21 protein-coding genes are annotated in these 26,450 nt (G+C 73.2%); 10 read left to right on the forward strand and 11 right to left on the reverse strand.

Translation table 11 applies throughout. The features are described from left to right. Nucleotides 1-28: 28 nt before the first annotated feature. Nucleotides 29-1,270: a CynX/NimT family MFS transporter gene (locus tag K1T35_RS25770; protein WP_220254254.1), complete on the forward strand. Its 1,242-nt coding sequence runs from the start codon at nt 29-31 to the stop codon at nt 1,268-1,270. Here K1T35_RS25770 and K1T35_RS25775 read toward each other — a convergent pair. The 5 genes from K1T35_RS25775 to K1T35_RS25795 all read right to left on the reverse strand — a co-directional run bounded on the left by K1T35_RS25775 (nt 1,248) and on the right by K1T35_RS25795 (nt 7,727). Further along, nucleotides 1,248-4,043, reverse strand: a complete 2,796-nt coding sequence (locus K1T35_RS25775; RefSeq protein ID WP_255620709.1) for a glycoside hydrolase family 78 protein — start codon at nt 4,041-4,043, stop codon at nt 1,248-1,250. The genes K1T35_RS25770 and K1T35_RS25775 overlap by 23 nt on opposite strands. 12 nt (nt 4,044-4,055) lie before the next feature. Continuing rightward, the gene (locus K1T35_RS25780) at nt 4,056-4,883 is read right to left on the reverse strand and encodes a carbohydrate ABC transporter permease (protein WP_220254255.1); all 828 of its coding nucleotides are present in this window, start codon (nt 4,881-4,883) and stop codon (nt 4,056-4,058) included. Further along, nucleotides 4,880-5,809: a carbohydrate ABC transporter permease gene (locus K1T35_RS25785; protein WP_220254256.1), complete on the reverse strand. Its 930-nt coding sequence runs from the start codon at nt 5,807-5,809 to the stop codon at nt 4,880-4,882. The genes K1T35_RS25780 and K1T35_RS25785 overlap by 4 nt, the downstream gene beginning before the upstream one ends. Before the next feature lie 20 nt (nt 5,810-5,829). After that, entirely contained in the window at nt 5,830-7,164 is a 1,335-nt protein-coding gene (locus K1T35_RS25790; protein WP_220254263.1) for an ABC transporter substrate-binding protein, read from the reverse strand. A gap of 110 nt (nt 7,165-7,274) precedes the next feature. Beyond that, nucleotides 7,275-7,727 carry a TIGR03668 family PPOX class F420-dependent oxidoreductase gene (locus K1T35_RS25795; protein ID WP_255620711.1) on the reverse strand — a complete coding sequence of 151 codons (453 nt, stop codon included), beginning with the start codon at nt 7,725-7,727 and terminating at the stop codon, nt 7,275-7,277. Nucleotides 7,728-7,771: 44 nt separating this feature from the next. On the opposite strand from K1T35_RS25795, the gene K1T35_RS25800 reads away from it, so the two are divergent. Both K1T35_RS25800 and K1T35_RS25805 read left to right on the forward strand, forming a co-directional pair. After that, the gene (locus K1T35_RS25800) at nt 7,772-12,010 is read left to right on the forward strand and encodes a trypsin-like peptidase domain-containing protein (protein ID WP_220254264.1); all 4,239 of its coding nucleotides are present in this window, start codon (nt 7,772-7,774) and stop codon (nt 12,008-12,010) included. 35 nt (nt 12,011-12,045) lie between these two features. Continuing rightward, complete coding sequence (locus K1T35_RS25805) at nt 12,046-12,762, forward strand: MBL fold metallo-hydrolase (RefSeq protein WP_220254266.1); 717 nt, start codon at nt 12,046-12,048, stop codon at nt 12,760-12,762. Between the two features lie 73 nt (nt 12,763-12,835). Here K1T35_RS25805 and K1T35_RS25810 read toward each other — a convergent pair whose 3' ends face one another. Continuing rightward, on the reverse strand, nt 12,836-13,810 hold the full coding sequence (locus K1T35_RS25810; RefSeq protein WP_220254268.1) for a mannonate dehydratase: 975 nt from the start codon (nt 13,808-13,810) through the stop codon (nt 12,836-12,838). Between the two features lie 189 nt (nt 13,811-13,999). On the opposite strand from K1T35_RS25810, the gene K1T35_RS25815 reads away from it, so the two are divergent. From K1T35_RS25815 to K1T35_RS25825, 3 genes are read left to right on the forward strand one after another with little or no spacing between them, the layout of a single operon-like run. Beyond that, a complete protein-coding gene (locus tag K1T35_RS25815; protein WP_220254269.1) occupies nt 14,000-17,107 on the forward strand; it encodes a DEAD/DEAH box helicase in 3,108 nt (1,035 codons plus the stop codon). Beyond that, nucleotides 17,100-17,915 carry an SWIM zinc finger family protein gene (locus K1T35_RS25820; protein ID WP_220254280.1) on the forward strand — a complete coding sequence of 272 codons (816 nt, stop codon included), beginning with the start codon at nt 17,100-17,102 and terminating at the stop codon, nt 17,913-17,915. Before K1T35_RS25815 ends, K1T35_RS25820 begins: the two co-directional genes overlap by 8 nt. A 9-nt stretch (nt 17,916-17,924) precedes the next feature. After that, a complete protein-coding gene (locus K1T35_RS25825; protein WP_220254281.1) occupies nt 17,925-19,133 on the forward strand; it encodes a PLP-dependent aspartate aminotransferase family protein in 1,209 nt (402 codons plus the stop codon). Nucleotides 19,134-19,496: 363 nt separating this feature from the next. On the opposite strand, the gene K1T35_RS25830 is transcribed toward K1T35_RS25825, so the two are convergent. After that, nucleotides 19,497-19,916, reverse strand: a complete 420-nt coding sequence (locus K1T35_RS25830) for an ester cyclase (RefSeq protein WP_220254283.1) — start codon at nt 19,914-19,916, stop codon at nt 19,497-19,499. 87 nt (nt 19,917-20,003) lie between these two features. Here K1T35_RS25830 and K1T35_RS25835 point away from each other — a divergent pair, with 87 nt between their 5' ends. Continuing rightward, complete coding sequence (locus tag K1T35_RS25835; protein ID WP_220254284.1) at nt 20,004-21,038, forward strand: LuxR C-terminal-related transcriptional regulator; 1,035 nt, start codon at nt 20,004-20,006, stop codon at nt 21,036-21,038. A 7-nt stretch (nt 21,039-21,045) separates the two neighbouring features. Here the strand turns inward: K1T35_RS25835 and K1T35_RS25840 are convergent, their stop codons facing one another. Next, complete coding sequence (locus K1T35_RS25840) at nt 21,046-21,633, reverse strand: TetR/AcrR family transcriptional regulator (protein ID WP_220254285.1); 588 nt, start codon at nt 21,631-21,633, stop codon at nt 21,046-21,048. An 81-nt stretch (nt 21,634-21,714) separates the two neighbouring features. On the opposite strand from K1T35_RS25840, the gene K1T35_RS25845 reads away from it, so the two are divergent. After that, on the forward strand, nt 21,715-22,788 hold the full coding sequence (locus K1T35_RS25845; protein WP_220254287.1) for a Gfo/Idh/MocA family protein: 1,074 nt from the start codon (nt 21,715-21,717) through the stop codon (nt 22,786-22,788). Nucleotides 22,789-22,896: 108 nt separating this feature from the next. Here K1T35_RS25845 and K1T35_RS25850 read toward each other — a convergent pair whose 3' ends face one another. Continuing rightward, nucleotides 22,897-23,226 (reverse strand): DUF3817 domain-containing protein, encoded by a 330-nt coding sequence (locus tag K1T35_RS25850; protein ID WP_255620716.1) that lies wholly within the window; start codon nt 23,224-23,226, stop codon nt 22,897-22,899. 106 nt (nt 23,227-23,332) lie between these two features. On the opposite strand from K1T35_RS25850, the gene K1T35_RS25855 reads away from it, so the two are divergent. Together K1T35_RS25855 and K1T35_RS25860 are read left to right on the forward strand one after the other, a co-directional pair. Then, entirely contained in the window at nt 23,333-23,635 is a 303-nt protein-coding gene (locus tag K1T35_RS25855) for a helix-turn-helix transcriptional regulator (protein WP_220254296.1), read from the forward strand. Beyond that, nucleotides 23,632-24,399, forward strand: coding sequence for a DUF899 family protein (locus K1T35_RS25860; protein WP_220254297.1), 768 nt, complete (start codon nt 23,632-23,634; stop codon nt 24,397-24,399). Before K1T35_RS25855 ends, K1T35_RS25860 begins: the two co-directional genes overlap by 4 nt. On the opposite strand, the gene K1T35_RS25865 is transcribed toward K1T35_RS25860, so the two are convergent. Beyond that, nucleotides 24,372-25,934, reverse strand: coding sequence for an AMP-binding protein (locus K1T35_RS25865; protein WP_220254298.1), 1,563 nt, complete (start codon nt 25,932-25,934; stop codon nt 24,372-24,374). The two genes, K1T35_RS25860 and K1T35_RS25865, sit on opposite strands and share 28 nt — an antisense overlap. Before the next feature lie 329 nt (nt 25,935-26,263). After that, on the reverse strand, nt 26,264-26,431 hold the full coding sequence (locus K1T35_RS25870) for a hypothetical protein (RefSeq protein ID WP_220254304.1): 168 nt from the start codon (nt 26,429-26,431) through the stop codon (nt 26,264-26,266). Nucleotides 26,432-26,450 lie beyond the last annotated feature (19 nt).

Below are 26,450 nucleotides of genomic sequence, written 5' to 3' on the forward strand. Positions count from 1 at the left end.
CATGCCCGTGGCAGGAGCATGGAGTCACGTGACCGCCGCCCGCTCCCACCCAGCACCCGCGACCGACTCGTCCGCGGTGCCGGCGGCGCTGCTCGTCACCGCGATCCTCCTGCTCGCGCTCAACCTGCGCGGTCCGCTCGTGGCCGTGTCCGCTGTGGTCGACCCGATCCGCGCCGATCTGGGGATCGACGCCGCCACGGCCGGGCTCTTCACGAGCCTCCCGGTGCTCTGCTTCGGGCTGGCCACTCCCCTTGCCTCGGCGCTACTAGCGCGGGTGGGCCTCGCCAGGGGCGTGCTCGCTGCGCTCGCCGTCCTGCTCGCCGGGATCGTGGTCCGGTCACTCGACGGCCTTGCCGCTGCGGTCGCCGGCACGCTGCTGCTCGGCTTCGCGATCACGGCGGGCAACGTGGCCGTCCCGGTGGTGATCGGGCGGGACCTCTCCCGGCACGCGGGCTCCGTCCTCGGCGCCTACACGGCGGCGCTCAACGTCGGCTCGATGCTCACGCTGTCGCTGACGGTGCCGATCGCGGCCGCCACCGGCTGGCGCACGGCGCTCGCGAGCTGGGGCGCTCTGGTCGTCGTGGCCGCCGTCGTGTGGTGGTGGGCGACCCGGAACCCCGGCCCGGCTCCCGCGGTGGACACACCTCCCGAGCGCACGGCGTGGTGGCGCAGGCCGGTCGCGTGGGTGCTCACCGCCGCCTTCGCCGGGCAGGCGTTCGCCTACTACGGCGTGACGGCATGGCTCCCGCAGCTGCTGCGCGACGAGCTCGGCATGCCCGCTGCCACGGCGGGTGCGGCGGCGTCGGTGTTCCAGATCGCCGCCCTCGGCGGCGCGTTCGGCGTGCCGGTGCTGCTGCGCTACGCCGGCCCGCGAGCCACCGTGCTCGCCGTGTGCGCCATGTGGACGACGATCCCGCTCGGGCTGCTCGTCGCACCGTCTGCCTGGGCGGTCTGGTGCACCGTGGGCGGGATCGCCCAGGGCGGGGGCCTCGTGGTGATCTTCTCGCTGGTCGTGCGGGTGGCACGGGACGCGGCGGAGAGCCGGCAGTTCTCCGCCCTCGTGCAGGGCGGTGGCTACACGGTGGCGGCGGCCGCGCCGCCGGTGCTCGGCGCCGTCCACGCCGCCACCGGCGACTGGACGGCGCCGCTCCTCGTCGTGCTCGCCGCGATCGCGCTGCTCGCGGTGGCCGGAATCGTCGCGGCCGGGATCGACGCAGCCCGGATCGACGCAGCCCGGATCGACGCGGCTACGCGGTCCGCCCCCGGCTGACCGTCTCCACGGCGCCGCGGACGTCCTCGCGGATCTCCGCGGGCATGCGGCCGAGCGCGTGGCCGAGCGCCATGTGCGGCAGCCACCGGGTCTCGTCGAGGAACTGCTGCACCTTCGCCTCGTCCCGCGCGCGGATCGCGCCGAGGAGCGCGTCGTACGCCTCCTGGTCGTCGATCACCTCGGAGAGGGGCGTGTCGAGGGTGACCGGCCCATGGCCGTTGCTCGTCGCGGGCGCCGCGACCTCCCACCGGTGTGTGCCCGAGCCCACGGAGATCGGCTCGCCGCCGCCGGGCAGGCGGACCGTCGCGGTGGTGTTGGCGGGCACCACGACGTCGACGACGATCCTGTCCCCGCGCCGCTCCCAGCCCACCGACGCGCGCCCATACGGCGTCTCGTGCGCGGTGCGCGCCCAATCGAGGCCGGGCAGCGGGTGCGGGGCGATCTCGAGCTCGCGGTAGCCCGGCGCGGCCGGGGCGAGGCCCGCGACCACGCGGTGCAGCCAGTCGGCGATGGCGCCGAAGGCGTAGTGGTTGAACGAGGTCATCTGGCCCGGGTTGACCGTGCCGTCCGGGAGCATGCTGTCCCAGCGTTCCCAGACCGTGGTGGCGCCCATCGTCACCGGGTAGAGCCAGGACGGGCACTGCGTCTGCAGCAGCATCCGCGCGGCCGCATCCAGGTGGCCGGTGTCCGTGAGCGCGTCCTGCACGATCGGGGTGCCGACGAACCCGGTGGCCACGCGGTAGCCGGCGACCCGCACGAGCTCGGCGAGGCGCTCGCCCATCACCCGGCGCTCCCCCGGCTCGGTGACGATGCCGAACACCAACGCCATCGCGTAGGCGGTCTGGGTGTCGGACATCATCCGCCCGGCCGGCGTGACGTACTCGCGCACGAACGCGGCCCGCACGTCCTCGGCCAGCTTCCGGTAGTGCGCGGCGTCGTCGTCGCGGCCGAGCAGCACCGCGGCGCGGGCGAGCAGGTCGGTGGAGCGGAACAGGTGCGCGCTCGCCACGAGGTCGCGGTCGGTGGTGGCATCACCGGGGCGCTCCGGCGGGGCCGCGGGGTCGAGCCAGTCGCCGAACTGGAACCGCCCCTCCCACAGCAGCCGCGGACCGGCCAGCCCGAGCAGCACCTCCACCCAGTCACGCATGCTGTCGTACTGCGCGGCCAGCACGCCGCGGTCGCCGAAGCGCTCGTGGAGCACGTGCGGTATCACGGTGGCGGCGTCGCCCCACGCCGCGGCCGGCGTGGCGGCACTGTCGAGGACGTTCGGGATGATGAACGGCACGACCCCGTCCCGCACCCGCTGCTCGAGGGCCAGGTCGCTGAGCCACGAGGCGAGGAAGCCGTCGGAGTCGAACAGATACGTGGCGGTGGGCGAGAAGACCTGGATGTCGCCGGTCCAGCCGAGCCGCTCGTCGCGCTGGGGGCAGTCGGTGGGCACGTGCAGGAAGTTGCCCCGCATCCCCCACACCACGTTTTCGTGCAACCGGTTGACCAACTCGGAGGAGCTCTCGAACCACCCCGTCCGCCGCATGTCGGTGTGCACCACGACCGCGACGACGTCGGCCGGATCCAGCTCGCCGGGCCAGCCCTCCACCTGCACGTAGCGGAACCCGTGGAACGTCGAACGCGGCTCCCAGGTCTCCTGGCCGCCGCCGGCGAGCGTGATGCGGTCGGTGGCCTCGGCGTTGCGCAGCGGGCGGGTGCACAGCTCGCCGTGCTCCAGCACCTCGGCGTGGCGCAGCACGACCTGCTGGCCGCGCTCGCCGCTCACCGTGATGCGCAGCCAGCCGACGAGGTTCTGCCCGAAGTCGAGGATGGTGGCCCCGCTCGGCGTGGTCAGCACCTCCCGGACCGGCACCTCCTCCGTGCGCCGGGCCCCCGGGGCGGTGCGGGCCTCCGGCACGACGGTCGTCTCGTGCACCCGCACCGGCGCCCACCCGGAGTCGTCGAACCCGGGCGCGGACCAGCCGGGCAGCACGCGCCGCGCGTCGAACGACTCCCCGGCGTAGATGCCGCCGGCGGTGAGCGGCCCGTCCGCCGTCGCGCGCCAGTCCGGGCCACTCGCCACAGTGGCCGTGCGCCCGTCGACGTACTCGATCACCAGCTGGACGGCGATCGCGGGCTGCGGCCCGTAGTGCAGCTCCCGGTCCCGGAAGCCGAACCGCTCGGTGTACCAGCCGCCCGACAGCCACACGCCCACGGCGTTCTCGCCATCGACGAGCAGCGCCGTGACGTCGGTGGTCTCGTGGAGCAGCCGCTGCTCGTACGGTGTCCAGCCGGGCTTGAGCACCTCGTCGTCCACCTCGCGGCCGTTGACCTCGGCCTGGTAGACGCCGTGGGCCGTGGCGTAGAGGGTGGCGCGGCGCACCGGGCCGTCGACGGTGAAGCCCGCTCGCACGAGTGCGGGCTGCGCGTGCCCGGCCGGGTCGGCGAGGCCGACCAGCTGCGCGGTCCAGCCGCCGTCCGGCAGGAACCCGGCTTCGATCTGGTGCGGCTCACTCCACGCCGAGGTCACGCCGTCCTCGCCCGTGACGCGGGCCCGCACGGTGTGCACGCTGCCGGCATCGAGGGCGTCGAAGGGCCAGTCGACCAGCACCGAGTCCCGCCCGTCCAAGCGCACGGCGTGACCGCCGTCCAGCTCGACCTCGGCGCCCGCCTGTAGCCAGCCTGGCGTGTCGGACTCGGTCACCCACGACAGGCGAGGGCGCGGGGTGGCAACGGTGGTCCGATCGGTGGCGTATTCGGCGGTGATCCGGACGACGGACGGCACAGAATCTCCCTTTTAACCCTTGATGGCACCGGCGGTCATTCCGGCGACGATCTGGCGGTTGAAGAACAGGTACATCACCAGCGGTGGGATGGTGATGAGCAGGATGTTGGTGAACAGCAGGTTGTACTGGGTCTCGTACTGGCTCTGGAAGTTGTAGAGCGTGAGCTGCACGGTGGCGTTCTGCTCGCCGGGCAGGAAGTACAGCGGGTGCGTGAAGTCGTTGAACACCACGACCGACTGCACGACGATCACGGTGACGGCCACCGGGCGCAGCAGCGGGAAGATCACCCGGAAGAACAGTCGCAGCGGACCGGCGCCGTCGATGATCGCGGCCTCGTCCAGCTCCCGCGGCACGGTGGCGATGAAGGCCCGGAAGAGCAGGATCGAGAAGGACAGCCCGTAGGCCGCCTCGGCCAGGATCAACCCGGGCATGGTCCGGAAGAGCCCCAGCCCCTGCAGCACCCAGATCGTGGGCACGACCGCGGGCGGGATGATCAGCCCGGACAGCACGAGGAAGTTGACGAATCCGGTCCAGCGGGTGCGGCGGCGCTGCAGCACGAACCCGACCATCGCCGCGAGGATCACCATGATCGCCACGCTGGCGACCGTGAGGATCGTGCTGTTGATGAACGCGATGATGAGGATGTAGTTCCTGGCTTCGAGGGCGTCCCGCAGATTGTCGAGCAGCACGATCTCGGTCGGCCAGGAGAATTCCAGGAACCCCGCCTCCTGCTGCGTCTTCATCGCGGTGACGAGCACGAACACGAACGGGATGATGAACAGGACGGCGAACACGAGAATCGCCGCGGTGCCGAGCCAGTACCGGGTCGCGGTCCTCACATTTCCACCTCCTTGCGGTTCAGGAACCGCGAGAGCGGCAGGACGATCGCGGTGACCAGGACGAACAGCAGCACGTTCCCGGCGGTGGACAGGCCGTAGAAGCCTGCCTGGTACTGCTTGTAGATCACCGAGGCGATCACGTCGGAGGTGAAGCCGGGTCCGCCGCGGGTCATCGCCCAGATCAGGTCGAACGAGCGCAAGCCACCGATCAGCGACAGGATGATCACGGTGACGGTCGCCGGGCGCGCCAGCGGCAGCAACACGTGCCGGAACTGCTGCATGGGACTGGCGCCGTCCACCCGGGCCGCCTCGAAGTACTCCTGCGGGATCGAGACGATGCCGGCGATGTAGATGACCGTGGCGAGCCCGACGCCCTTCCACACGTCGACCAGGGCCACCGACAGCAATGCGATGGAGGGGTCGGTGAGCCAGCCCGGCCCCGGGATCCCGATGGCGGCGAGCGTCTCGTTGATCGGGCCGCCGAACGGGTCCATCAACACCTGGAAGGTGATCCCGACGCCGATCGTGCTGACCAGCACCGGGAAGAACACCACCGAGCGCAGGAAACCGCGCGCGATGATCTGCGAGGTCAGCAGGACGCCGAGCAGCAGCCCGAGCACGACCTTGAGCGCCGACGTGACCACCCCGTAGACGACCGTGTTGATCAGGCCGGTCACCAGCGCCGGTTCCCGGAAGAACTGGACGAAGTTGTCCAGCCCGATGAACGAGAACTCGAACAGGCTCCAGCGGGTGAGGCTGAAGTAGAACGAGGCGACCGTCGGCACCAGGAACAGGATCGTGTAGAGGATCGCGGCCGGCAGGTAGAACCAGGTCGGGTACGGGCTGGCCGGGCGCCGCCCGGCCGGCGGACGAGCCGCCCCGCGGGGGGCGGCCGTGCCCGGCTTCGTCGTGATCGTGCTGGCCATGTCGGCGCCCTTCGCGGCTACTAGTCCCACCCCGGGAGCCCGAGCTGCAGGGCCTGCTTGCGGACGTCCTGGTCGTACAGGGCGGCCCCGTCGGCGGCCGGGCGGATGCCGGAACCGACCTCCACGGTGATCTGCTCCAGTGCCGGGCCCTTGATCGGCGACAGGAACTCCAGCGCGGGGCTGTAGGTCCCGGCGTCGACGTAGGACTGGAAGTCCTGGGTGGCCGGAAGCACATCGGCGGGGAGCGTGCAGCCCTCGACCGCGTAGGGGCCGGTGGGCGTGGAGCCCGCGGACTGCGCGTCGCACCCGGCGGGGCTCGCGAGGAACGCCTCGAACTTCTTGGCCGCGTCCAGCTCCGCACCCTCGGTGGTCTTCGGGATGTACACGCCCGACGGCGACCAGACGGTCAGCCCGTTCTTCGCGGGGTCATCGCCCGGGATCGGGAAGATCCCGATGTCCTTGGCGCCCTCCGGGGAGGCGATGGCGAGGGTGGAGATGCCGTTGCTGAGCATCGGGTAGTGGGCGCCCTCGCCCGCGCCCAGCTTGCGCATCCCCTCCTCCATCTTGGCGGTGGGGAAGTCCTCGTTGTAGTAGCCGAGGTCGTGCAGCTCCTGCAGGTGCTGCCAGCCCTTCAGCGCGGCGGGCGAGGTGGCGAACTTCGCCTGGCCCGCCGTGTAGCGCTCGGCGAAGTCCGGCTCGGCGGCGGCGACGTTGTGGAAGTCGCCGAGCACGAACAGCTGCGAGGTGTAGGTGTCGCCGTAGGTCTGGATGACCGGGTCGATGCCCGCGGCCTTCACCGCGGCGTTGTTCGCCATGAACTCGTCCCACGTGCGCGGGATCTGCAGGCCGTGGTCGGCGTAGACCTTCTTGTTGTAGAGGACCGCGCCGGTCAGCTGGGACCCGATGGGGGCCCCGTAGACCTGGTTCCCGGCGGTGACGACCCGCTTGTAGTTGTCCTCCAGCGCGCCGACCCACGGCTGGTCGGTGAGCGGCACGAGGTTCTGCTCCGGCCCGATGGCCTGGAACAGCGACCCCGAGTTGTAGAGGAACAACTCGGGCATGTCGCCGGTCGCCAGCCGGGTCTTGATGATGTTGTCGCCCTCGGAGCCTTGCGGCCGGGTCTCGACGTTGATGGTGATGCCCGGGTTCTGTGCCGTGAACGTCTCGGCCAGGCTCTCGGCGGCGTTGACCGTGCTCTGGTTGCTGCCGACGAGGAAGGTCAGCGAGACCCCGTCCCCGCCCCCACCGCCGCTGGAACCGAGGCTGCCGGCGCTGCACCCGGCGAGGGCCAGCGCGACGCCGGCCGCGAGCGCGATCGTCCGCAGGTGACGACGCGGAGATGTCTGCTTCCTCATCTGGACCTCTTTGTCAGGACGGGAATTTAAACGTTTCAGATGCTGCGGCGACCCTAAGCGTGCACCTGACGTGCGTCAAGTCACAGCCCGGAGCGCACATGCGAAGAGGATCAGCGGTGAAAGGTTTCACCGCTGGTCGCGGGCGTGGCCGCCCAGCCTGCCCAGCGCGTCGGGGTGACGATCAGGACCGCGCCCGACGGCGGGGCCGACGCGTAGGCCGGGTACTTGGCCGCCAGCGCGCCGAGCGCCCGCTCGCGCAGTTCCCCGCCCTCGTGCACGGCGGCCGTGCCGTCCACGCGCACCCACCACAGTGCCGACCAGTCGTCGGCGTAGTGGTCCACGACGATCCCCACCCGCGGGTCGCGCTCGATGTCGGCGAGGCGGGCGAGCCGGGTGGTGGTCTTCGGCTTCACCTCGTCGACGGCGGAGCAGATCAGGCCGTCGAGGAGCACGAAGGTGATCGGCACCAGCCGCGGGGTGCCGTCGGGGCGCAGGGTCGCGAGCCGCGCCACCGGGGCGGTGGCGAGGCGGGACCGCATCGCGGCGGGTTCGAGGGCGGGCACCCACAGAGTGTGGCGTTAAGATCCGCTCGCTGCGAGGGGGGCGCGTGGTACGCGAGCAGGCGAGATCCGTGGTGCGGGTGCTGGCCGGTGACGGCAACACCGTCGTCGGCGCCGGCTTCCTCATCGGCCCTGACCTCGTCGCCACCTGCGCCCACGTCGTCGCCGACGCGCTCGCCGCCGACCCCTATTCCCCAGCGCCCCCTCACGGCCCGGTCCTGCTGGACTTCCCGCTTGTACAGGATCCGGGCGACGGCCCGGCCGCCGCGCACGTGCACCGCTGGTCGCCGATCGCGGCCGACGGCTCGGGCGACGTCGCCGTACTGCGCCTGCAGCGGCCCGTCCCGCACGGCGCCCGGATGCCGCCGCTGCGGCGGGTCGACGCGCTCTGGGATCACGGGTTCCGGGTGCTCGGCTTCCCCGAGGGCCTCACCGACGGCGTCTGGACCACCGGGCGGATCCGTGGTGAGCAGGGCACACGCTGGTTCCAGCTGCAGGGCGCCCCGGGCGACCAGGCCGTCGTCGGGGGTTTCAGCGGCTCCCCGGTGTGGGACGAGGAGAGCGGCGCGGTCGTCGGCATGACCGTGGCCGCCGACCGCAGCGCCGACACCACGACCGCCTACCTCATCCCGATCGACCAGGTGCTGGGGCTCGACCCGGAGCTCCTGCCGTGCCCCTACCGCGGCCTCGAGCCGTTCGGGGAGGAGCACGCGGCGTTCTTCTTCGGCCGTGACCCCGATCTGGACCGGCTCGTCGACGCCGTCGCGGACCGGCCGCTGGTGGCGGTGGCCGGCCCGTCGGGGGTGGGCAAGTCCTCGCTCGTCCGTGCCGGCCTGCTGCCGCGCGAGCGCGACGCGGGCACGCGGATCGTGGAGCTGCGGGCGGCCACCGACACCGCGCCCACCCGGGCGCTGGCCGCAGGTCTCGGCCCCGCCGGGTCGGTGGAGGACCTGGCCGCGGGGCTGGACTCCCCGGACCCGGCCGTCCGCGCCGAGGCCGTGCAATCGCTCGTGCCAGGCCCCGAGGAGCCGCGCCTGCTGCTGTTCGTCGACCAGTTCGAGGAGCTCGCGGCCACCGACCCCGCTGCGGCCCGGGAGCTCCTGCTGCTCGTCGCCGAACTGGCGGGTGATCGCGTCCGGGTGGTGCTCACCGTCCGGTGGGAGTCGCTGTCCGAGCTGCTCGAGCCCGGCGGCCCGGACGGCGTCGACCCCGTTCTGGACGCCGGATCGGCGCTCGTCGCGGGCGCCGTGCTCGTCGGGGCGATGGACCGCACCCGCCTGCGCGACGCGGTGGTCGGTCCCGCGGAACGCGCGCCCGGCCTGTCGTTCGAGCCGGGGCTCGTCGACCGCATCCTCGACGACGCAGGCGCCGAGCCCGGGCAGCTGCCCCTGGTGGAGTCGCTGCTCACCGAGCTGTGGGAGCACCGCACGGGCGGCGCGCTCACCGTCGCCGCGTACGAGGCCGCCGGTGGCGTCGCGGGCGCCGTGGCGAAGCGGGCGGAGCAGCTGCTCGCCGAGTTCCCGGACCCGGCCGAACAGGGCCGGCTGCACCGCCTCTTCACCCTCCTGGCCCAGCCCGACCGGGACGGCCGCTTCGTGCGCCGCCCGGTGCCGCTCGCGGAGCTGTCGGCCGACCTGCGCGCGCTCGTGCCGCGCCTGGTGGCCGGCCGGCTGCTGGTCGTGCAGCTGGCGCCCGAGCGCGGCGAGACCGTCGAGCTCGCGCACCAGGCGCTGATCCAGCACTGGCCGCGCCTGTCGGCGTGGCTCGCCGACGACCGTGACTTCCTCGCCTGGCGCACCCAGCTCGACCAGCAGCGGGAGCGCTGGGACGCCGCCGACCACGACCCCGGCGCCCTGCTGCGCGGCACCGCCCTCGCCGCGGCGAACCAGTGGATGCCCGCCCGAGCGGCCGAGATCTCCCCTGCGGCTCACGACTACCTGCGCCGCAGCCGCGCCCGGCAGCGGCGCGAGGTGCGGCGCTGGCGCGTGGTCACGGCGGTGCTCGCCGTGCTCGTGCTCGCCGCCGGCACCTCGGCCGTGGTGGCCCTCGACCGGGGCAATCGGCTCGACGAGCGGCTCCGGGTCGCCAACGCCGAGAGCCTCGCCCGGGAGGCGCAGGCAGCGGCGCCGGTGGACCCGGAGCTGTCCGCCCGGCTCGCGCTGGCCGCGTGGCGATCCGACCCCGGCAACGACGAGGCCCGATCCGCTCTCGCGCGGGCCTACCTCGCCCAGCAGTCCGCTGAGACGGTCCACGCGGACCTCACCACGCGCACCATCGATGCGTTCGGCGCGAGCGCGGACGGCAGCGTCCTCGTCGTGCCCGGAGCGAACCAGGACGTCGTCGTCGTCCGGCCCGGCACGGACGATCTGGCGCGGCGCTGGGCGGTGCCCGACATCGCCGCCGACGGCGAGGACGCGACCCGCGTCTCCCCGGACGGGCGGACGCTGTTCGCCGCGAGCCCAGGCGGGATGATCCGATCCTGGGACCTGGTGAGCCACACGCCGACGGACCTGCTGCCGACTCCCCCGGACATCGACGTCACCACGCTGGAACTGTCCCCCGACGGGAGCCGCCTCTCGTGGCTCACGACGCCGACCCCGGCCGGGCGCCGCGTCGTCGTGTGGGACGTCGCGGCGAGGTCGGAGGTCCCCCACGGTCTACCCCTGGTCACCGACGCCGCGGCGGTGACCGCCCACCTCGCCGCCGACCCCGGTGTCGTGCTGCTCGAGTTCACCCGGTCCGGCGTGCTGCGTGGTGATCAGCAGGAGGAGTCGCAGTCCGCACCTCGGCGCGCCGAGCTGCGGACGCTCGCCGACGGGGCCCTGCTCTGGACCGGCCCGGAGGACCCCGAGATCACGGACGCGGGGCTCGTCTCGTGCGTTCCGGCGGCGGACCCGCAGGACCGCGCCACCCTCGTGGTGCACGACGTCTCGAGCCGAGCGGGCCCGGTCGAGCTGCGCCGCATCCCCCTCGCCGATGACCGGTGCACCGGCCGGCTGTGGACGACGATCGACGGTGGGCACGTCGTCGAGGAGCGCCCGCACGTCGAGGCGGTCGCGGTGCCGACCCGGGTCATCCGGCTCTCCGACGGCGCCGTGTTCGACACGGTGCTGCCCCCGAACGCGGAGGTCCCGTCGTACGACAGCGCCTTTCCGATCCAGACGATCATGGCCGTCGCCACCGCGCCCGACGGCGGTGTCTCGGTGCTGCGGGCCGGCGGGTCCACGTTCACCCGCTACGCCACGGCACCCGAGCCGGCATGGGTGACGGGCCGGCCGGGCCTGCAGTCCGCGTCCGGCGACGGCCGCCACGTCGTGGCGGTGGAACCCTTCGGCTACGCCGCGTACGACCGGGCCACCGGTCGGCTCGCCGGCGCCGTCGCGGGTGCCGACCTCGCCCACGTCGGCCGGACGAGCTCGACCGTCGAGGGCGACGAGCTCCGCCTCGTGGTCGCCACCCCGGCCGGCTGGGTCCTGGACCGCTACGCGGTTCCCCGCTTCACCCTGCGCGGCAGCCACCCGCTGCCCACGCCCACCACCGACCCCGCGGGACGCGGCGGTGCCACCGCCGTGCGGGACGGCGACCGCCTCTACGCGGTGAGCGACGCCCAGCTGTCGGTGTGGGACACCACCACCGGAGCGCAGCTGGCGGGGCCGATCTCCCTGCCGGTCGGCCGGGCGGTTCAGAGCGTCATCCTGCAGGTGCGACCGGGTCATCCCGACCAGGTCGCCATCCGCGCCGAGGACGGCGTCATCGAGGTCTGGGACGCCCTCGCCGGCCGGCGCACGGCACGCCTGGAACCACCGCCCGACCAGCGCAGGCTGGCCTACGGGTTCACCTTCGACCGCAGCGGCGACCGGATCGTCACGATCACCCACGTCGACACCATCGATGTGTGGGACGTCGACACCCGACAACTCACCCGGCCGCCGATCCCGCTGCCCTTCATCGCCAACGCCGCCGGCGTCGACTCCGACGGGTACCTGGTCACCTCGCACACGACGTCCGTCGGGTCGACCGCCCTCACGTTCTGGGATCTCGGCGCGGGCCGACAGGCTGGTGTCGTCGACATCGGGGCGCACGACGTCAAGCCGGTCGGTGCGGACGGCCGATCGATCCTGCTTCCCGGGTTGGGCAGTGTCCGCCCGGTGGACCTCCCGCTCACCGCCGGCCAGTGGAGTCAGCGCCTCTGCGCGCTGTTCGATCGACCGTTCACCGAGCCCGAGCTGGCCGTGCTGCCGCCCGGGTTCGATCCGGCGTCGCCCTGTTCCCGAAGCGGTTCCTGAGGCTCCTGCCAGGCGATACGTACTAGCGTCGCGGCATGGCCCCTCCCTCCGCCGTCGCGGTCGCACCGGGCGTCTTCCGCATCCCCACGGTCGGGTCGTGGGCCGTCAACTCCTTCGCCCTCGTCGACGGCGACGGGTCGGTCACCCTCGTGGACACGGGCCTCGAGCGGGCGCCCGCCCGGATCGTCGCCGGGCTGGCCGCGCTCGGGAAGCACCCGGCCGACGTGCAGCGGATCGTGCTCACCCACGCCCACCCGGACCACGCGGGCGGCGCGAGGGAGATGGCGGACCGCACCGGCGCGCCGGTGGCTGTGCACGCCGACGACGCCGGGTTCGTCGAGTCGGGCGAGTCGCCACCCAACGACAAGTCGTACTCGGTGGGCCGGGTCTTCGCGCGGTTGCAGAACGGGCGGTTCCCGGCCGTCGGCGTGGGCGAGAAGCTCACCGACGGGCAGGTGCTCGACGTCGCGGGCGGGCTGCGCGTGGTGGCGACGCCCGGCCACTCGCCCGGGCACATCTCGCTCCTGCACGAGCCGACCCGCACCCTGATCACCGGCGACGCGATCTTCAACGTCCTCGGGATGCGCTACCCGCCGCGGATCTTCTGCACCGACTTCCGGCTGACCAAGCGCACCGCGCACGTCCTCGGCGAGCTGGAGTACGACCGGGCGGGCTTCACCCACGGGCCCGAGATCGTCGACGGGGCGCGGGAGGCAGTCCGGCGCTTCCTCGCGAAGTCGGCCCTGGCCTGAGCACGGGCGGCGCCATCGCTCGCACCTAGTGCCGTTCGCGCCTGACGAGCCGGATCGCCGCGTGGTCACCGCACTATGCCGTGCCCTCGAGCAGCCCACGGATGTAGCCGACGGCGTACAGCCGCCCGAGCACCCCGTACCCGGCCTGCGCGCCCACCTCGCCGTGCAGCGTCGGGACGTGATCCGAGCGCATCAGGCCGTCGAACCCGATGCCGCGGTAGGCGTCGATGCAGGCCCGCATGTCGGTGGGCCCGGCGTCGTGCCATGTCTCGACGAAGCTGTCGAGGTTGCCCTCCACATCGCGGAAATGCACGAAGAAGATCTTCCCGCTGTCCCCGAGGTCGCGGATGGTGCCCGGCAGGTCGTCGGTCATGAGGCGGAAGTTGCCTTGGCAGAAGGTGATCCCGTTCATCGGGCTGTCGGAGATCTCGATGAGCCGCCGGAACCCGTCGACGCTCGACATGATCCGCCCGATGCCGCCCAGCGGCGAGATCGGCGGATCGTCCGGGTGCATCGCCAGCCGCACCCCTGCTTCCTCCGCGACGGGGAGCACCCGCGCGAGGAAATACTCGAGGTTCTCCCAGAGCCGCTCCTCGGAGATCGTGCCGAGCGGGGGCGGCGGACCGGCCTCGAAGACGGCCCGGTCGAAGCCCGTGACGGTCGATCCGCCGCGCGCCGGGATCGCGGTGCTCGTGCGCACCCAGTTGCGGTCGGTCATCCACTCGTAGCACCAGACCGGGATCCCGAGCCTGCCCATGTTGCGCAGCAGCGTGCAGACGTTCTCGATCTCCTCGTCCCGGCCGGGAAGGCCGCGCTTGGCGAGGTTGAACGGGGGGCGCCACTCGATCACGCCGAGGTCGAAGCCGTTTCGCTCGTAGAGGTCCTTGGTGCGGACCATGGGGAGGTAGTCCCACGGTGCCTCGTGCCCCGGCTGCGGCCGGGGGTCGCCGGGCAGCGTGCCCACCGCGTCGGTCACGCCCGCCTGCCGCATGAGCGGCCACAGGCTGCCGTCGGCCCGGTCGGCCGGCAGCATCTCCGCGATCCTCATCGATCACCCTTCCCTGTTCCGCTACGCGGAACGTGATCCCGCTGGAGTGAACCCGCGGCCGACCGTACCTCCGGCCCCCGTCGCACCTCCACACCCTCGCTGCGCAACCAATCGCCGCGTGCTTCACGTGGGCGCGAGCTCTCGAGCCCGCCACCACCGGTTGTCGGTACCGCTCCGTAGCCTGATCCCGTGCTCGCCGTCCACGCCCTCTGGTCCCCCGGCCGCGGGGTGCTGCTCTGGGCCGAGGACGGCGACCGGCCGCCCGGCTCGTCCAGCCGGTCGCTGCGCCCCGCCCGGCCGCACCCGTTCGCGGCGCCGGTGTCCGCACTCGCGGCACTGCACCCGGGCAAGCCGGCCACGGCCACGCTCCTGCTGCCCTCACGCCCTGGCGGGCCGCTCGCATCGCCCGAGCTGGTGCGCAGTGCGGGCAGGAATGGGTCGGGCCGGGGCGGGGCGCCGCGCGGCGGGCCCGTGCTGCGGGCCTGGACGGTGCCCGCGCTCGCCGTCGACGCAGCCGAGCTGGACGACCCGGCCGACGAGGCGCGCTACGGCTCCTCCGTCGCCCACCTGCGCGCCGTGGCGGCACTGGCCGCCGACCTCGCCGCCCGCGGGAGGGTGCTGCCCACCCTGCGCCGCCACGGTGGCAGGGCGTTCGCCCGATGGCGCCCGGTCGTGCAGGGGCTCGACGCTGTCGCGTTCGACGCGCTGGTGGGCGCGTTGCCGCCGGTCGGGCGGGCCGAAGCGCTCGCGCCGGACACCGGGCCCGACCCGCACGATCTGCTCGCCGACGCGCTCGAAGCCCTCACCGACGCCGCCGTGCGCGACCGGATGGCCCGCGCACCCGAGCCGGTCACACTGGTGCCACCGCGGCCCGGCGCCCTGCCGGCCACGGAGGCATGGCTCGCCGCCCTGCTCACCGCCGACGGCCGGATCGACGACACCGTCCCGATCACGGAGCTCTCCGCCCTCGAGGACGCCGTCGCCGAATGGGACGCGGTCGGCGCCGACACCACCGGGGAGGGCCGGGCCTCCTTCCGGCTCTCGGAGATCAGCACGCTGCACGACCCGTCCGATCCCGATCCCGACACGCTCGACCAGACCGGCGAGGGCACCCGCTGGGTGCTGGAGTTCCTGCTGCAGTCCACGGCCGACCCGAGCCTGCTCGTGCCGGCCGAGCAGGTGTGGGCCGGCGCCGCGGAGCGGCTGCTCGCCGAGCCCCAGGAGCTGCTGCTCGCCGAGCTGGGCAGGGCGGCGCTGGTGTACCCGGCGCTCGCGCGGGCGTTGCGGCAGGCGCGGCCCGGCCATCTCGACCTCACCGTCGACGACACCCACGAGTTCCTCACCACGCGCGCCGCGCTGCTCGTCGAGGCCGGGTTCGGGGTGCACCTGCCCCGCGGCTGGGACGGCGCGCGCCGGGTGGGGCTCACGCTGTCCGCCCGCAGCACCCCGGCCGATCGCGTGCTCACCCGCAGCGGGCTGGGTCGCGAGCAGCTGGCGGAGTTCCGCTGGTCGATCGCGGTGGGCGACGAGGAGCTGTCAGAGGAGGAGATCAGCGAGCTCGTCGCCACCAAGGCGCCGCTCGTGCGGCTGCGCGGCCGATGGGTGAGCGTCGACGTCGACCGGCTGCGCAAAGGCCTGGAGTTCCTGCGCCGCGCCCGCACCCGCCGCGACGCGGGCGCCCCCACCGCCGCCCAGGTGCTCGCGCTCGCCCAGCGCCACCCCGACGACTGGGACGACGGGGAGGTCCCGCTCCCCGTCACCGACATCCGCGCCGACGGCTGGATAGGCGAGCTGCTCGCCGGCACCGCGGAGCAGACGATCACCCCGATCGAGCCGCCGCAGAGCTTCCAGGCCCAACTGCGCCCCTACCAGCAGCGGGGGGTGTCCTGGCTCGCGTTCCTGTCCGCGCTCGGGCTGGGCGCATGCCTCGCCGACGACATGGGGCTGGGCAAGACCGTCCAGCTGCTCGCCCTCGAGGCCTACGAGCGGGCGCACGAGAAGCGAGCACCCACGCTGCTGATCTGCCCCATGTCACTGGTCGGCACATGGCAGCGGGAGGCCGCGAAGTTCGCGCCCGGCCTGCGCGTGCTCGCCCACCACGGCGCGGGCCGCGCCCACGGCGAGGAGCTCCACACCGCCGTCGCCGAGGCCGACCTCGTGGTCACCACCTACGCCACCGCGGCCCGCGACGGCGACGACCTCGCCCCGGTGTCGTGGCGACGGCTCGCGCTCGACGAGGCGCAGGCCGTGAAGAACAGCCGGGCCACGCACGCGCGCGCCGTGCGCCGGTTCACCGCGGAGCACCGCGTTGCGCTCACCGGCACTCCGGTGGAGAACCGGCTCTCCGAGCTCTGGTCGATCATGGACGTGCTCAACCCCGGCCTGCTCGGCTCCGCCGATGCCTTCCGCATCCGCTACGCGATCCCGGTGGAGCGCCACGGCAGCAAGGACGCGGCCGCGCTGCTGCGCCGCGTCACCCGCCCGTACCTGCTGCGCCGGGTCAAGACCGACCCCACCATCATCGACGACCTGCCCGACAAGATCGAGGTCACCCAGCACTACCGGCTCACCCGCGAACAGGCCTCGCTCTACCGCACCGTCGTCGACGACATGCTGGAGAAGATCGAGGACTCCGAGGGCATCGAACGGCGCGGCAACGTGCTCGCCGCCATGGCCAAGCTCAAGCAGGTCTGCAACCACCCCGCACAGCTGCTGCACGACGGATCCCCGATCGGCAGGCGCTCCGGCAAGATCATCCGGCTGGAGGAGATCCTCGCCGAGATCCTCGACGAGGGCGACCGCGTGCTGTGCTTCACCCAGTTCACCGAGTTCGGCCACATGCTCGTCCCGCACCTCTCGGCCCGCTTCGACACGGATGTCGCGTTCCTGCACGGCGGCACCACGAAGAAGCGCCGTGACGAGATGGTCACGCGGTTCCAGGCCGGTGACGGCCCGCCGATCATGCTGCTCTCGCTCAAGGCCGGTGGCACCGGGCTCACGCTCACGGCCGCCAACCACGTCGTCCACCTCGACCGCTGGTGGAACCCCGCGGTCGAGAACCAGGCCACCGACCGCGCGTTCCGCATCGGCCAGCGCCGCAACGTGCAGGTGCGCAAGTTCGTGTGCCCCGGCACGGTCGAGGAGCGCATCGACGAGCTGATCATCAAGAAGAAGGCGCTGTCCTCCATGGTCGTCGGCGACGGTGAGGGCTGGCTCACGGAGCTGTCCACCGAGTCGCTGCGGGAGCTGTTCACGCTCGGCGCAGAGGCACTGCAGGAGGAGGCAGAGGATGCCTGATCCCGACCCCTTCTGGTGGCGCGACGCCGAGCCATCCCGCCCGCGCAAGGTCGAGGGCGGCATCCAGATCCACAGCACCCGCGGCCAGGTCGCCCGCACGTGGTGGTCGCAGCGCTTCCTCTCGGTGCTGGAGTCGCTGGGGGTGGGAGGGCGCCTCTCTCGCGGCCGCAGCTACGCCCGCGCCGGGCAGATCGTCTCCCTCACCATCGACGTCGGCGGCGTCGTCGCGCAGGTCCAGGGTTCGCGGCCGCAGCCATACCAGGTTCGGCTCGGCGTCCCCGCGTTCGGCAAGGCGGAGTGGGCCGCGGTGGCGCAGGCGCTCGCCGACGAGGCCGCGTACGCGGCGGCGCTGCTCAACGGGGAGATGCCCCGCGACATCGAGCGGGTGTTCGAGGCGGTGGGGCTCTCGCTCTTCCCCGCGAACGAGCGCGACCTCGCGATGGACTGCAGCTGCCCCGACTACGCCGTGCCGTGCAAGCACCTCGCCGCGGTCTGCTACGTGCTCGCCGAGCGGTTCGACGCCGACCCGTTCCAGATCCTCGCGATGCGCGGGCGCCACCGCGATGCCCTGCTGGAGGAGCTGCGTACCCGCCGCTCCGCGGCCCCGCCGCCCGCGCACGGGGAGGACCTCTCCGAGGTCATGGACCGGTTCTGGGTCGGCGGGGACGTGCCGGAGCAGTTTGCCGGGCCGCGCACGCCGCCGGACGCGCTGCTCGACCAGGTGCCGCCGTTCCCGATCGAGGTCCGGGGCGAGCAGGTGGCGCAGCTGCTGCGCCCGGCCTACCGCGCGCTCGGCGCGGAGATCTAGAAAGGACGCGTGTCCTCACCGCACCGTGACGTCCCCCGCTTGGCCACCCTCGCCGTGCACGCCGGCAACGCCGTCGACGCCGGGAGCGGGGCGATCCGCCGCCCGCTGGTCATGGCCAACTCCTACGCCCTGCCCGACGACCCGTCGGAGCTGTCCTGGTCGGACACGGGCACGCCGCTCTACACGCGCAACGGCGGCGCCAACCAGCGGTGGCTCGAGGAGAAGCTCGCCGCGCTCGACGGCGGGGACGCCGCGGTGGCGCTCGCCAGCGGGATGGCCGCCGTCCACGGGCTGTTCTTCGCCGCGCTGCGCTCCGGCGACCACGTCGTGTGCTCCGACAACACCTACGTCGGCACGTACCGGCTACTCACCGAGCTGCTTCCGGCCAAGTACGGGATCACGGCCACGCTCGTCGACTCATCGGACCCGGACGCCGTTGCGGAGGCGATCCGGCCGGAGACCCGCCTCGTCCACGTCGAGACGCCCGCCAACCCGACCACGCGCATCACCGACGTGGCCGCGGTCGCCGAGCTCGCCCACGCCGCGGGCGCGCTCCTCTCGGTGGACGCCACGTTCGCCACGCCCGTGCTGCAGCGCCCGCTCGCACTGGGCGCGGACGTCGTCGTGCACTCGCTCACGAAGTACATCAACGGCCACGGCGACGCGATGGGCGGCGCCCTCATCGGCGGCGGGGAGACCGGAACGGCCCTGGTCGATGCCGTGCGCCGGGAGGCGATGGTGAACGTCGGCGGGGCGATCAGCCCGTTCAACGCCTGGCTGATCATGCGCGGATCGGTGACGCTGCCCATGCGGATGCGGGCCCACTGTGCGGGCGCGCAGACGGTGGCCGAGTTCCTCGACCAGGACCCGCGCGTGGCGTACGTGGCTTACCCCGGGCTCGCGTCGCACCCGCAGCACGCACTCGCCACCCGCACCCTCGACGGCGGGTTCGGCGGCATGCTCGCGTTCGCCGTCGACGGCGACGCCGACACCCAGAACCGGTTCGTCGCGGCACTGCGCGTGATCACGTCGGCGGTGTCGCTCGGCCACGACGAGTCGCTGATCGTGCACGTCTCCGGCGACGACGAGCGCGGCCGGTTCTATCCGGAGGAGTTCCGCCGGTACGGGCACCTGCGCTTCTCGGTGGGCCTCGAGGACCCGCGGGACCTGGTCGCCGACCTCGACCAGGCCCTCACCGCGGCGGTGGGTGTCCGCTAGGTGGCTGGTGTCTTTCGGTGGTTGGTGTTCTGGACCTGAACCGGCATTCTGACCGCGCGCATTGTGCGGGGCCAAGCGGTGTGGGCATGCCGAGGGCCTGCCCAGTGGGCGCGCGGCGCCGCCAGGAGGCGGTGTCGCGGATCCGCCGTGTCTTCCCACACCCGGTCTCGGCTCGTGCACCCCTTGTCGGTCCGCGCGGCTCGTCGACGGGCAGCGTGAACCGAGAACGGGTGCGTGACCTTGGGAGATCAGCCCGAGGCCGCCACGGCACCGGTCTGGTGATCTTCGTGGTGGTTGCGGGCCGGCCGGCCCACGGAAGACAGCCTCCGGAGGCCGGACCGCCACGCGAAAGACACCAGCCACCTAGTCCGGCACGAGCCCGAGCTGACGCAGCAGCCCCAGCTGGTCGAGGCGGCCCCAGCGCTCGACGATCCGGCCGTCCGCGATGCGGAAGATGTTGATGCCATCGAGAACCAGGGTGCGGCCGGTGGGGGCCACGCCCATCAGCGGCCCGCCGGTGTGGGTGCCGCTCGCACGGAAACGCTCCACCACGATGTCGCCCTCGGCGACGAGCTGGAGGAGGTCGCTGTGCCAGTCCGGCAGCGCCTGCCGGAACATGACCGCGGCCTGCCGCAGGCTCTCCGCGCCGGACGGCGCTTCGGGGACCGGCGGGTCATGGACGATGCAGTCGGGGTGCACGTAGCGGTCGACGGCGTCGAGGTCGCCCTTCGTGAAGAGCTCCTGGATGAACGCCTCGACGATTTCCTTGTTCCGGGATTCCATGCCGGAAGGGTGGGGCGCCCCGAAGCCCGGGACCATCCCAGCAATGTGGGGTTCCGCCGACGCCTCGAGCGGGCGCACACTTCCGCCATGAGCCCGGCGCCGGGCACCGCACGGGCGGAGGGCGACCTCGTCCGGCTGTGCCACAGTGGCCAGGACCTCCCCGCGCTGCGGACGGGGGTGCTGCGGGCGTTGCGGCGCCTGATGCCGGTGGACGCAGCCTTCCTCGCGACGGCCGACCCGGAGACGCTGCTCTTCACCAGCGCCTACGCCGAGGATCCCCTCGACGCCGCCACGGCGCTGTACCTCGACAACGAGTTCGGCGCCGAGGACGTCAACAAATTCACGACGCTCGCCACCGCCGCCACCCACGTGTCGTCGCTCGATGCGGCGACGCGCGGGGACCGCTGGTCGAGCGAGCGCTACCGCGACATCATGCGCCCGGCCGGGCTCGGCGACGAGCTGCGCGCCGCCCTCACGACCGGCGGCGACTGCTGGGGCTACCTCTGCTTGCACCGCACCGACCACCCGCAGGGCTTCACCGCCGCGGAGGCGGCGGTCCTCGCCCGGGTCGCGCCGCACATGGCGCACGTCTTCCGCCAGTCGGTGCTGCTGCACGCGGCGCCCGCCGCCGCTGATCCGCGTCCCGGTGTGCTGGTCCTCGCCGGGGACCTCAGCGTCGTCGCAACCACCCCGGAGGCCGCCGCGCTGCTGGAGCAGCTCGAACCCGCCCCGCACCTGCCGCTGCCCGCGATCGTGTACGCGGTCGTCGCCGCGCTGCGCAGCGAGCGGCCTGACCCGAGCGTGCGGGTGCGCGGTGCCTCGGGGGTGTGGCTGGCCCTGCACGCGTCCCACCTCGACGGCGCGGAGGCGGGGCGCGTCGCCGTCGTCATCGAGCCGTGCACCGCACGTGCCACCGTGACGATCCGGCTGGCGGCCTTCGGCCTCTCCCATCGGGAGGCCGAGGTGGCCCGGCTGGTGTTGCGCGGGTCGTCGACGCGGGCGATCTCCGCCGCGCTGCACATCTCGCCCCACACCGTCCAGGACCACCTCAAGCACGTGTTCGACAAGCTCGGGGTGCGCAGCAGGCGCGACCTGGTGGGGCTCATGCTCGGGGGGCATTAGCCCCGCATCAGCCTCGGAGGCCGTCGAGGACGATCGCCAGGTTGCGGCGCCACTGGTCGGGCCGCGCGGCCATGCCGAGGGTGTGGTCGGCCGGGATGGCCGTGCCCAGCGCGAACGGGACGTCCACCCAGTCGACGTCGGCCCGGATCGCCCCGGCGTCCTGGGCGTGGCGGACCAGTTCCCGGACCGCGTCCCGCAGCCGTTCCACCCGGGTCTCCACGTCGGGCCCTCCCCCTCCGCCCAGCGCGGCGTGCAGCCCGCAGCTCGACGCGCGCAGCTGCACGAAGTCCGCGGCGAACGCGGTGAAGCCCGCCCAGGCGTCGTCGGCCTCCCGTGCGCGGACCGCCTGCTCCGTCATCTCGTCGATGGTGTCGGCCAGGATCGCGGCCATCAGGGCGTCGAGGGACGGCACCCGCCGGTACAGCGTGCCGAGCCCGACGCCGGCTCTCCGGGCGACGTCCCGCGTGGTGGCGTCGAGCCCGATCTCGTCGAGGGCCGCCCGGGCCGCGGCGACGAGCCGCTCGGCGTTGCGGCGTGCGTCGGCCCGCAACCGACCCCCCTCGGGGGCGAGCAGGGCGTCGAGTCCCGTGGTCATGCCCACACCATAACCGGGTCATAGCGCTCCGGTTTCACGTACGGTGAAACCGGAACACGTTGACCCGCTTTGGGGGAGCTCATGAAGCCGCAACTCGGCGTCGGAATCATCGGCGCCAACCCGGAACGGGGCTGGGCAGCCCGCGCCCACGTCCCCGCGATCCAGGCGTCCCCGGATTTCGCACTGGCCGCGGTGGCCACCACCCGCACCGAGAGCGCGGAGGCGGCTCGGGAGCGGTTCGGCGCGAGGCACGCCTTCACCGATCCGGCGCGCCTCGCCGCACACCCCGACGTGGACCTCGTCGTCGTCACGGTGAAGGTGCCGGCGCACGTCGAGCTCGTCCGGGTCGCCCTCGACGCGGGCAAGCACGTCTACTGCGAGTGGCCGCTGACCCCCACCGCCGCCGAGGCCGCCGACCTCGCCGAGGCCGCGCGGCGGGCGGGCGTGCACGCCATGGTGGGCCTACAGGCCCGTTTCGCACCGGCCGTCGAGCGGGCCCGGCGCCTGATCGCCGAGGGCGCGATCGGCACGGTCCTCTCCGCGACCCTCTACAGCTCGCGCACCAAGGGCAGCACCCGCGACGTCCCGGCGTGGACGGCCTACACCTACGACCGCGCCGCCGGCGCAGGCCTGGTCGAGGTACTCGGTGGGCACGCCCTCGACCTGGCACAGTTCCTGCTCGGGCCCGTTCGCGCCATCACCGCGCGCACGGCCGTCCGCAGTCCCGAGCACCGGGTGGCCGAGACCGGCGAGCCCATCGCGGTCACGAGCCCGGATCACATCCTGGCCACCGCCGAGCTCGCCTGCGGGGCGCTCGCGTCGGTTCACCTGCACGACGCAGAGGCCGCGTACCCGCGCACGCGTCTGGAGATCGCCGGAACGACTGGCGACCTCGCGATGGTCTCCGTCCCGGAGAGCGATCCGTGGGCGGCGCAGCTGCAGATCGGAGGCCTCGCGCTACACGTGTCGCGGCCCGGCGACACGGGATGGCAGGAGGAGTCCGTGCCCGACGCCACGCCCGGCCTCCCGACGTCCGCGACGAACGTCGCCCGCCTCTACGCGCAGCTCGCGCGCGACCTCCGGGACGACACCCGGAACACGCCGGACTTCGCGACGGCGCACGCCCTGCACACGCTCATCGAACGCGTCGCCTGACCCGCCCCGGGCCGGGAGGGGCCATGGGGCCCGGCGGCCGGCCCCGGCCCGGCCCCGATGGGGGCGGCCGGCCACGAGTGGGCACGGCCCGCCCTTGTGCCCTCTCCACTAGGCGACTGCCGCGGGCTCGGCCAGCATGCCCCGACGGCTCGCGCGCCGCTCGAACCACAGCGTGGCGAGCGGCGGGATGCTCGCGACCAGCGCGATCAGCGTGGTCGGCAACCGCCACGCGAACGTGCGGGCGACGACCAGCGTGACGACCACGTAGGCCACGAAGAGCGCGCCGTGGATGGGGCCGAACACCTTCACGCCGATGTCGTCGAACACCACGACGTACTTGAAGAACATTCCGATGAGCAGGCCGGCCCACGAGCACGCCTCGGCGATCGCGACGACGCGGAACACCACCGCACCGGTGGACGGGGAGACGACAGCCACCCCTTCACTCTGCCGGACGCTACTCGCCACCCATTTGCGGGGTGTCCAATCGCACAGCGTATCCGTTGCTTGGCAACTACGTAGGCACTGAGCTACATTAAGTGCCATGCAAGCCGTGCTCGAGGCCCTCGTCGAACCGCGCAGGCGGGAGATCCTCCGCCTGGTGCGCGACAGTGAGCTCACGGCCGGCGCCATCGCCGGCCGGTTCCCGGACGTCGCCCGGCCCACCGTGTCGCAGCACCTGCGCGTGCTGCGTGGCGCCGGGCTCGTCGTCGAGCGTCGCGAGGGCACCCGGCGCTTCTACCGCGCCCGGCCCGACGCGCTCGAAGAGCTGCACGCGTTCGTCGCAGAGTTCTGGGACGCGCGGCTCGCCGCCCTCAAGCAGGCCCTTGACGAGGAGGAGACATGACGTCAACGCAACCGACATCGACGCAGTGGTGGACCGAGCTCAAGAGCATCACCCTGCACGTCGAGGGCGAGTCGCCGCGGCTGTGGCCGGAATCGGCGGCCGAGGAGTACCGCCTGGCGCGCATGGAGCTGGTGGCGGCCGAGGCGGAGCTGCGCGACCGGATCGAGGCCGTGGCCGCGCGGCGCCGCGCGCTCCCGCCCGGCGGTGAGCTGCCCGACTACCGCTTCGCCGAGGGCCCCGACGACCTCTCGGTGGACGGCCCCGAGCGACCCGTCGCGCTCTCGGAGCTCTTCGCGGGCCACGCCGAGCTCGTGCTCTACCACCTCATGCTGCACCCCGAGGACACGAAGGCCTGCGCGGCGTGCTCGATGTTCGTCGACGGCCTGGACGGGGTCGAACGGCACCTGACCCGGCGCGCGGGCTTCGCCGTCATGGCGCCGGCGCCACTCCCCGTGCTGCGCGCCTGGGCCCGCAGCCGTGGCTGGCGGCGGGTGCGACTGGTCTCCTGCGCCGGCACGACGTTCCTCGACGACCTCGGCGTCGCGGGGTCCCGCGGTGCGCTGTTCCCGGCGTTCAGCGTGCACGCCAAGGGCACCGAGGGCCGGATCCGGCACGTCACCACGCAGCCGGCCGATTTCCCGGACGGCACCGGCCGCGGCATGGATCTGATGAGCCCGGTCTGGAACCTGTTCGACCTGCTCCCGTCCGGCCGCGGCGACCAGGAGCCCGACAACACCTACCCGCTCGCGCCTGCCGTGCGCTGACCCGCCATCTCACGCAGCACGTACTTCTGGACCTTGCCCGTCGACGTCTTGGGTAGCGGCCCGAACACCACCGCCTTCGGTGCCTTGAACCGCGCCAGCCGCCCGCGGACGTGCTCCCGCAGCTCCTCCGCGGTGGCGCTCGCGCCGTCGTGGAGGGTGACGTAGGCGACGGGTACCTCGCCCCATCGCTCGTCGGGCGCGGCCACGACGGCCGCCTCCAGTACCGCGGGGTGGTCGGCGAGCACCTGCTCCACCTCGACGCTCGCGATGTTCTCGCCGCCGGAGATGATCACGTCCTTGCTGCGGTCGCGCAGCTCCACGTAGCCGTCGGGGTGCACGACGCCGAGGTCGCCGGTGCGGAACCAGCCGTCGGGGGCCGCAGCGGCCGTCGCGTCCGGGTCGTGCAGGTAACCCAGCATCACGTTGTTGCCGCGCAGCGCGATCTCCCCGATCGTCGCGCCGTCGGCCGGGACGTCCGCGCCGTCCGGCCCGACCACGCGGGCCCGGCAGGAGATCATGTTCCCGACGCCTTGGCGGGCCTTGAGCCGCGCCTGCTCTCCCGGGTCGAGGCCGTTCCACTCCGGCCGCCAGTCGCAGATCATCACCGGGCCGAACGTCTCGGTGAGGCCGTAGAGGTGGGTGACGTCGAATCCCAGCTCGCCCATCCTGCGCAGGATCGCGGGCGTCGGCGGAGCCCCACCGGTGGCCACCCGGACCGTGCGCTCCAGCGGGGCCGCCGCCGCGGCGTAGGCGATCATCGAGAGCACCGTCGGCGCGCCCTCCAGGTGGGTGACGCCCTCATCGCGCATCAGCCGCCAGACCTCGTCGGGCTCCACCTTCGGCAGGCACACGTGGGTGCCGGCGGCCGCGGTGACCGCCCACGGGAAGCACCAGCCGTTGCAGTGGAACATCGGCAGCGTCCACAGGTGCACGGCCGACGGCGAGAGCCCGGTGTGCGCGGCCATGGCGAGGGCCTGCAGGTAGGCGCCACGGTGGTGGTACATCACGCCCTTGGGCCGCCCGGTCGTCCCCGACGTGTAGTTGACCGAGAGCAGGGCTCGCTCGTCGCTCGGCGTTACGGTCAGCGGGGTGGCAGCGGCAAGCAGTTCCTCGTAGCGCTCCCCCACCGGCACGAGCACCGGTGGCTCGGCCAGCCCGGACACGGCTTCGGCGACCAGCGCGTCGAACACCGGGTCGTGCACGAGGACGGCCGCCCGCGCGTGCCCGAGGATGTAGGCGATCTCCGCCGCCGCCAGCCGGGTGTTGATCGCGACCAGCGGCACCCCGGCCCACGGCACGCCGAAATGCGCCTCGAGCAGGACGTGGGTGTTCGGCGCCAGCACCGCCACCGGCCGACCCTGCGCGAGGGGCGCGAGCGCGCCCGCCAGCCGCGTGCACCGCTCGTGCAGCTGCGCGTAGCTGTAGCGCAGGGCGCCGTCGACGACGGCGATCCGGTCGCCGTGCGCGGATGCGGCCCGATCCAGGAACGACACCGGTGTCAGCGGCTCGAACGAGAGGTCCACGGGGACGTCCATGCGGCCACTATCTCCCGCCGGGCGCCTCGACGCCCCGTCCTCCTAGCCGGGGCACTGGTATCTGGCGGCCGGCCCGGCACCTCCTGACGAGCGGTAACGCCCGCACCGCGATGGCCGAGCCCTTCAGGCACGCGCGGCGGGACTCCCGCCGTCGAAGGGACCGACCATGAGCGAGCTTGCGAGCGAATCGACGTCAGAGCGCCTGCGCGAAGCGCACGCGATGAGCACCAACTTCCCCGCCGAGCCATGGCACCGGCACGACCAGCGCTGCTACTGGGACCACACCCGCTGCGGCTGGGTCTGCCCGGCCGAGAACATCGAGCCGGACGTCATGGCGACCGAGGTGGCTCCTCCAGAACGGCCGCCCGCTCGTGCAGCCGTGCCCGGATCTCCTCCGGCGTGTACGCCCGCCGTTGCCGTTCCTTCCGCGCGATGACGACGCCGGTGGCGGCGACACCGGCAAGCCCGGCGAGTCCGAGCAGCTTCCACAGGCGCATGCCGCCAGTGTCCCGCGCC

It is taken from the genome of Pseudonocardia sp. DSM 110487, assembly GCF_019468565.1.
In the GTDB taxonomy this organism is placed as follows: Bacteria; Actinomycetota; Actinomycetes; order Mycobacteriales; family Pseudonocardiaceae; genus Pseudonocardia.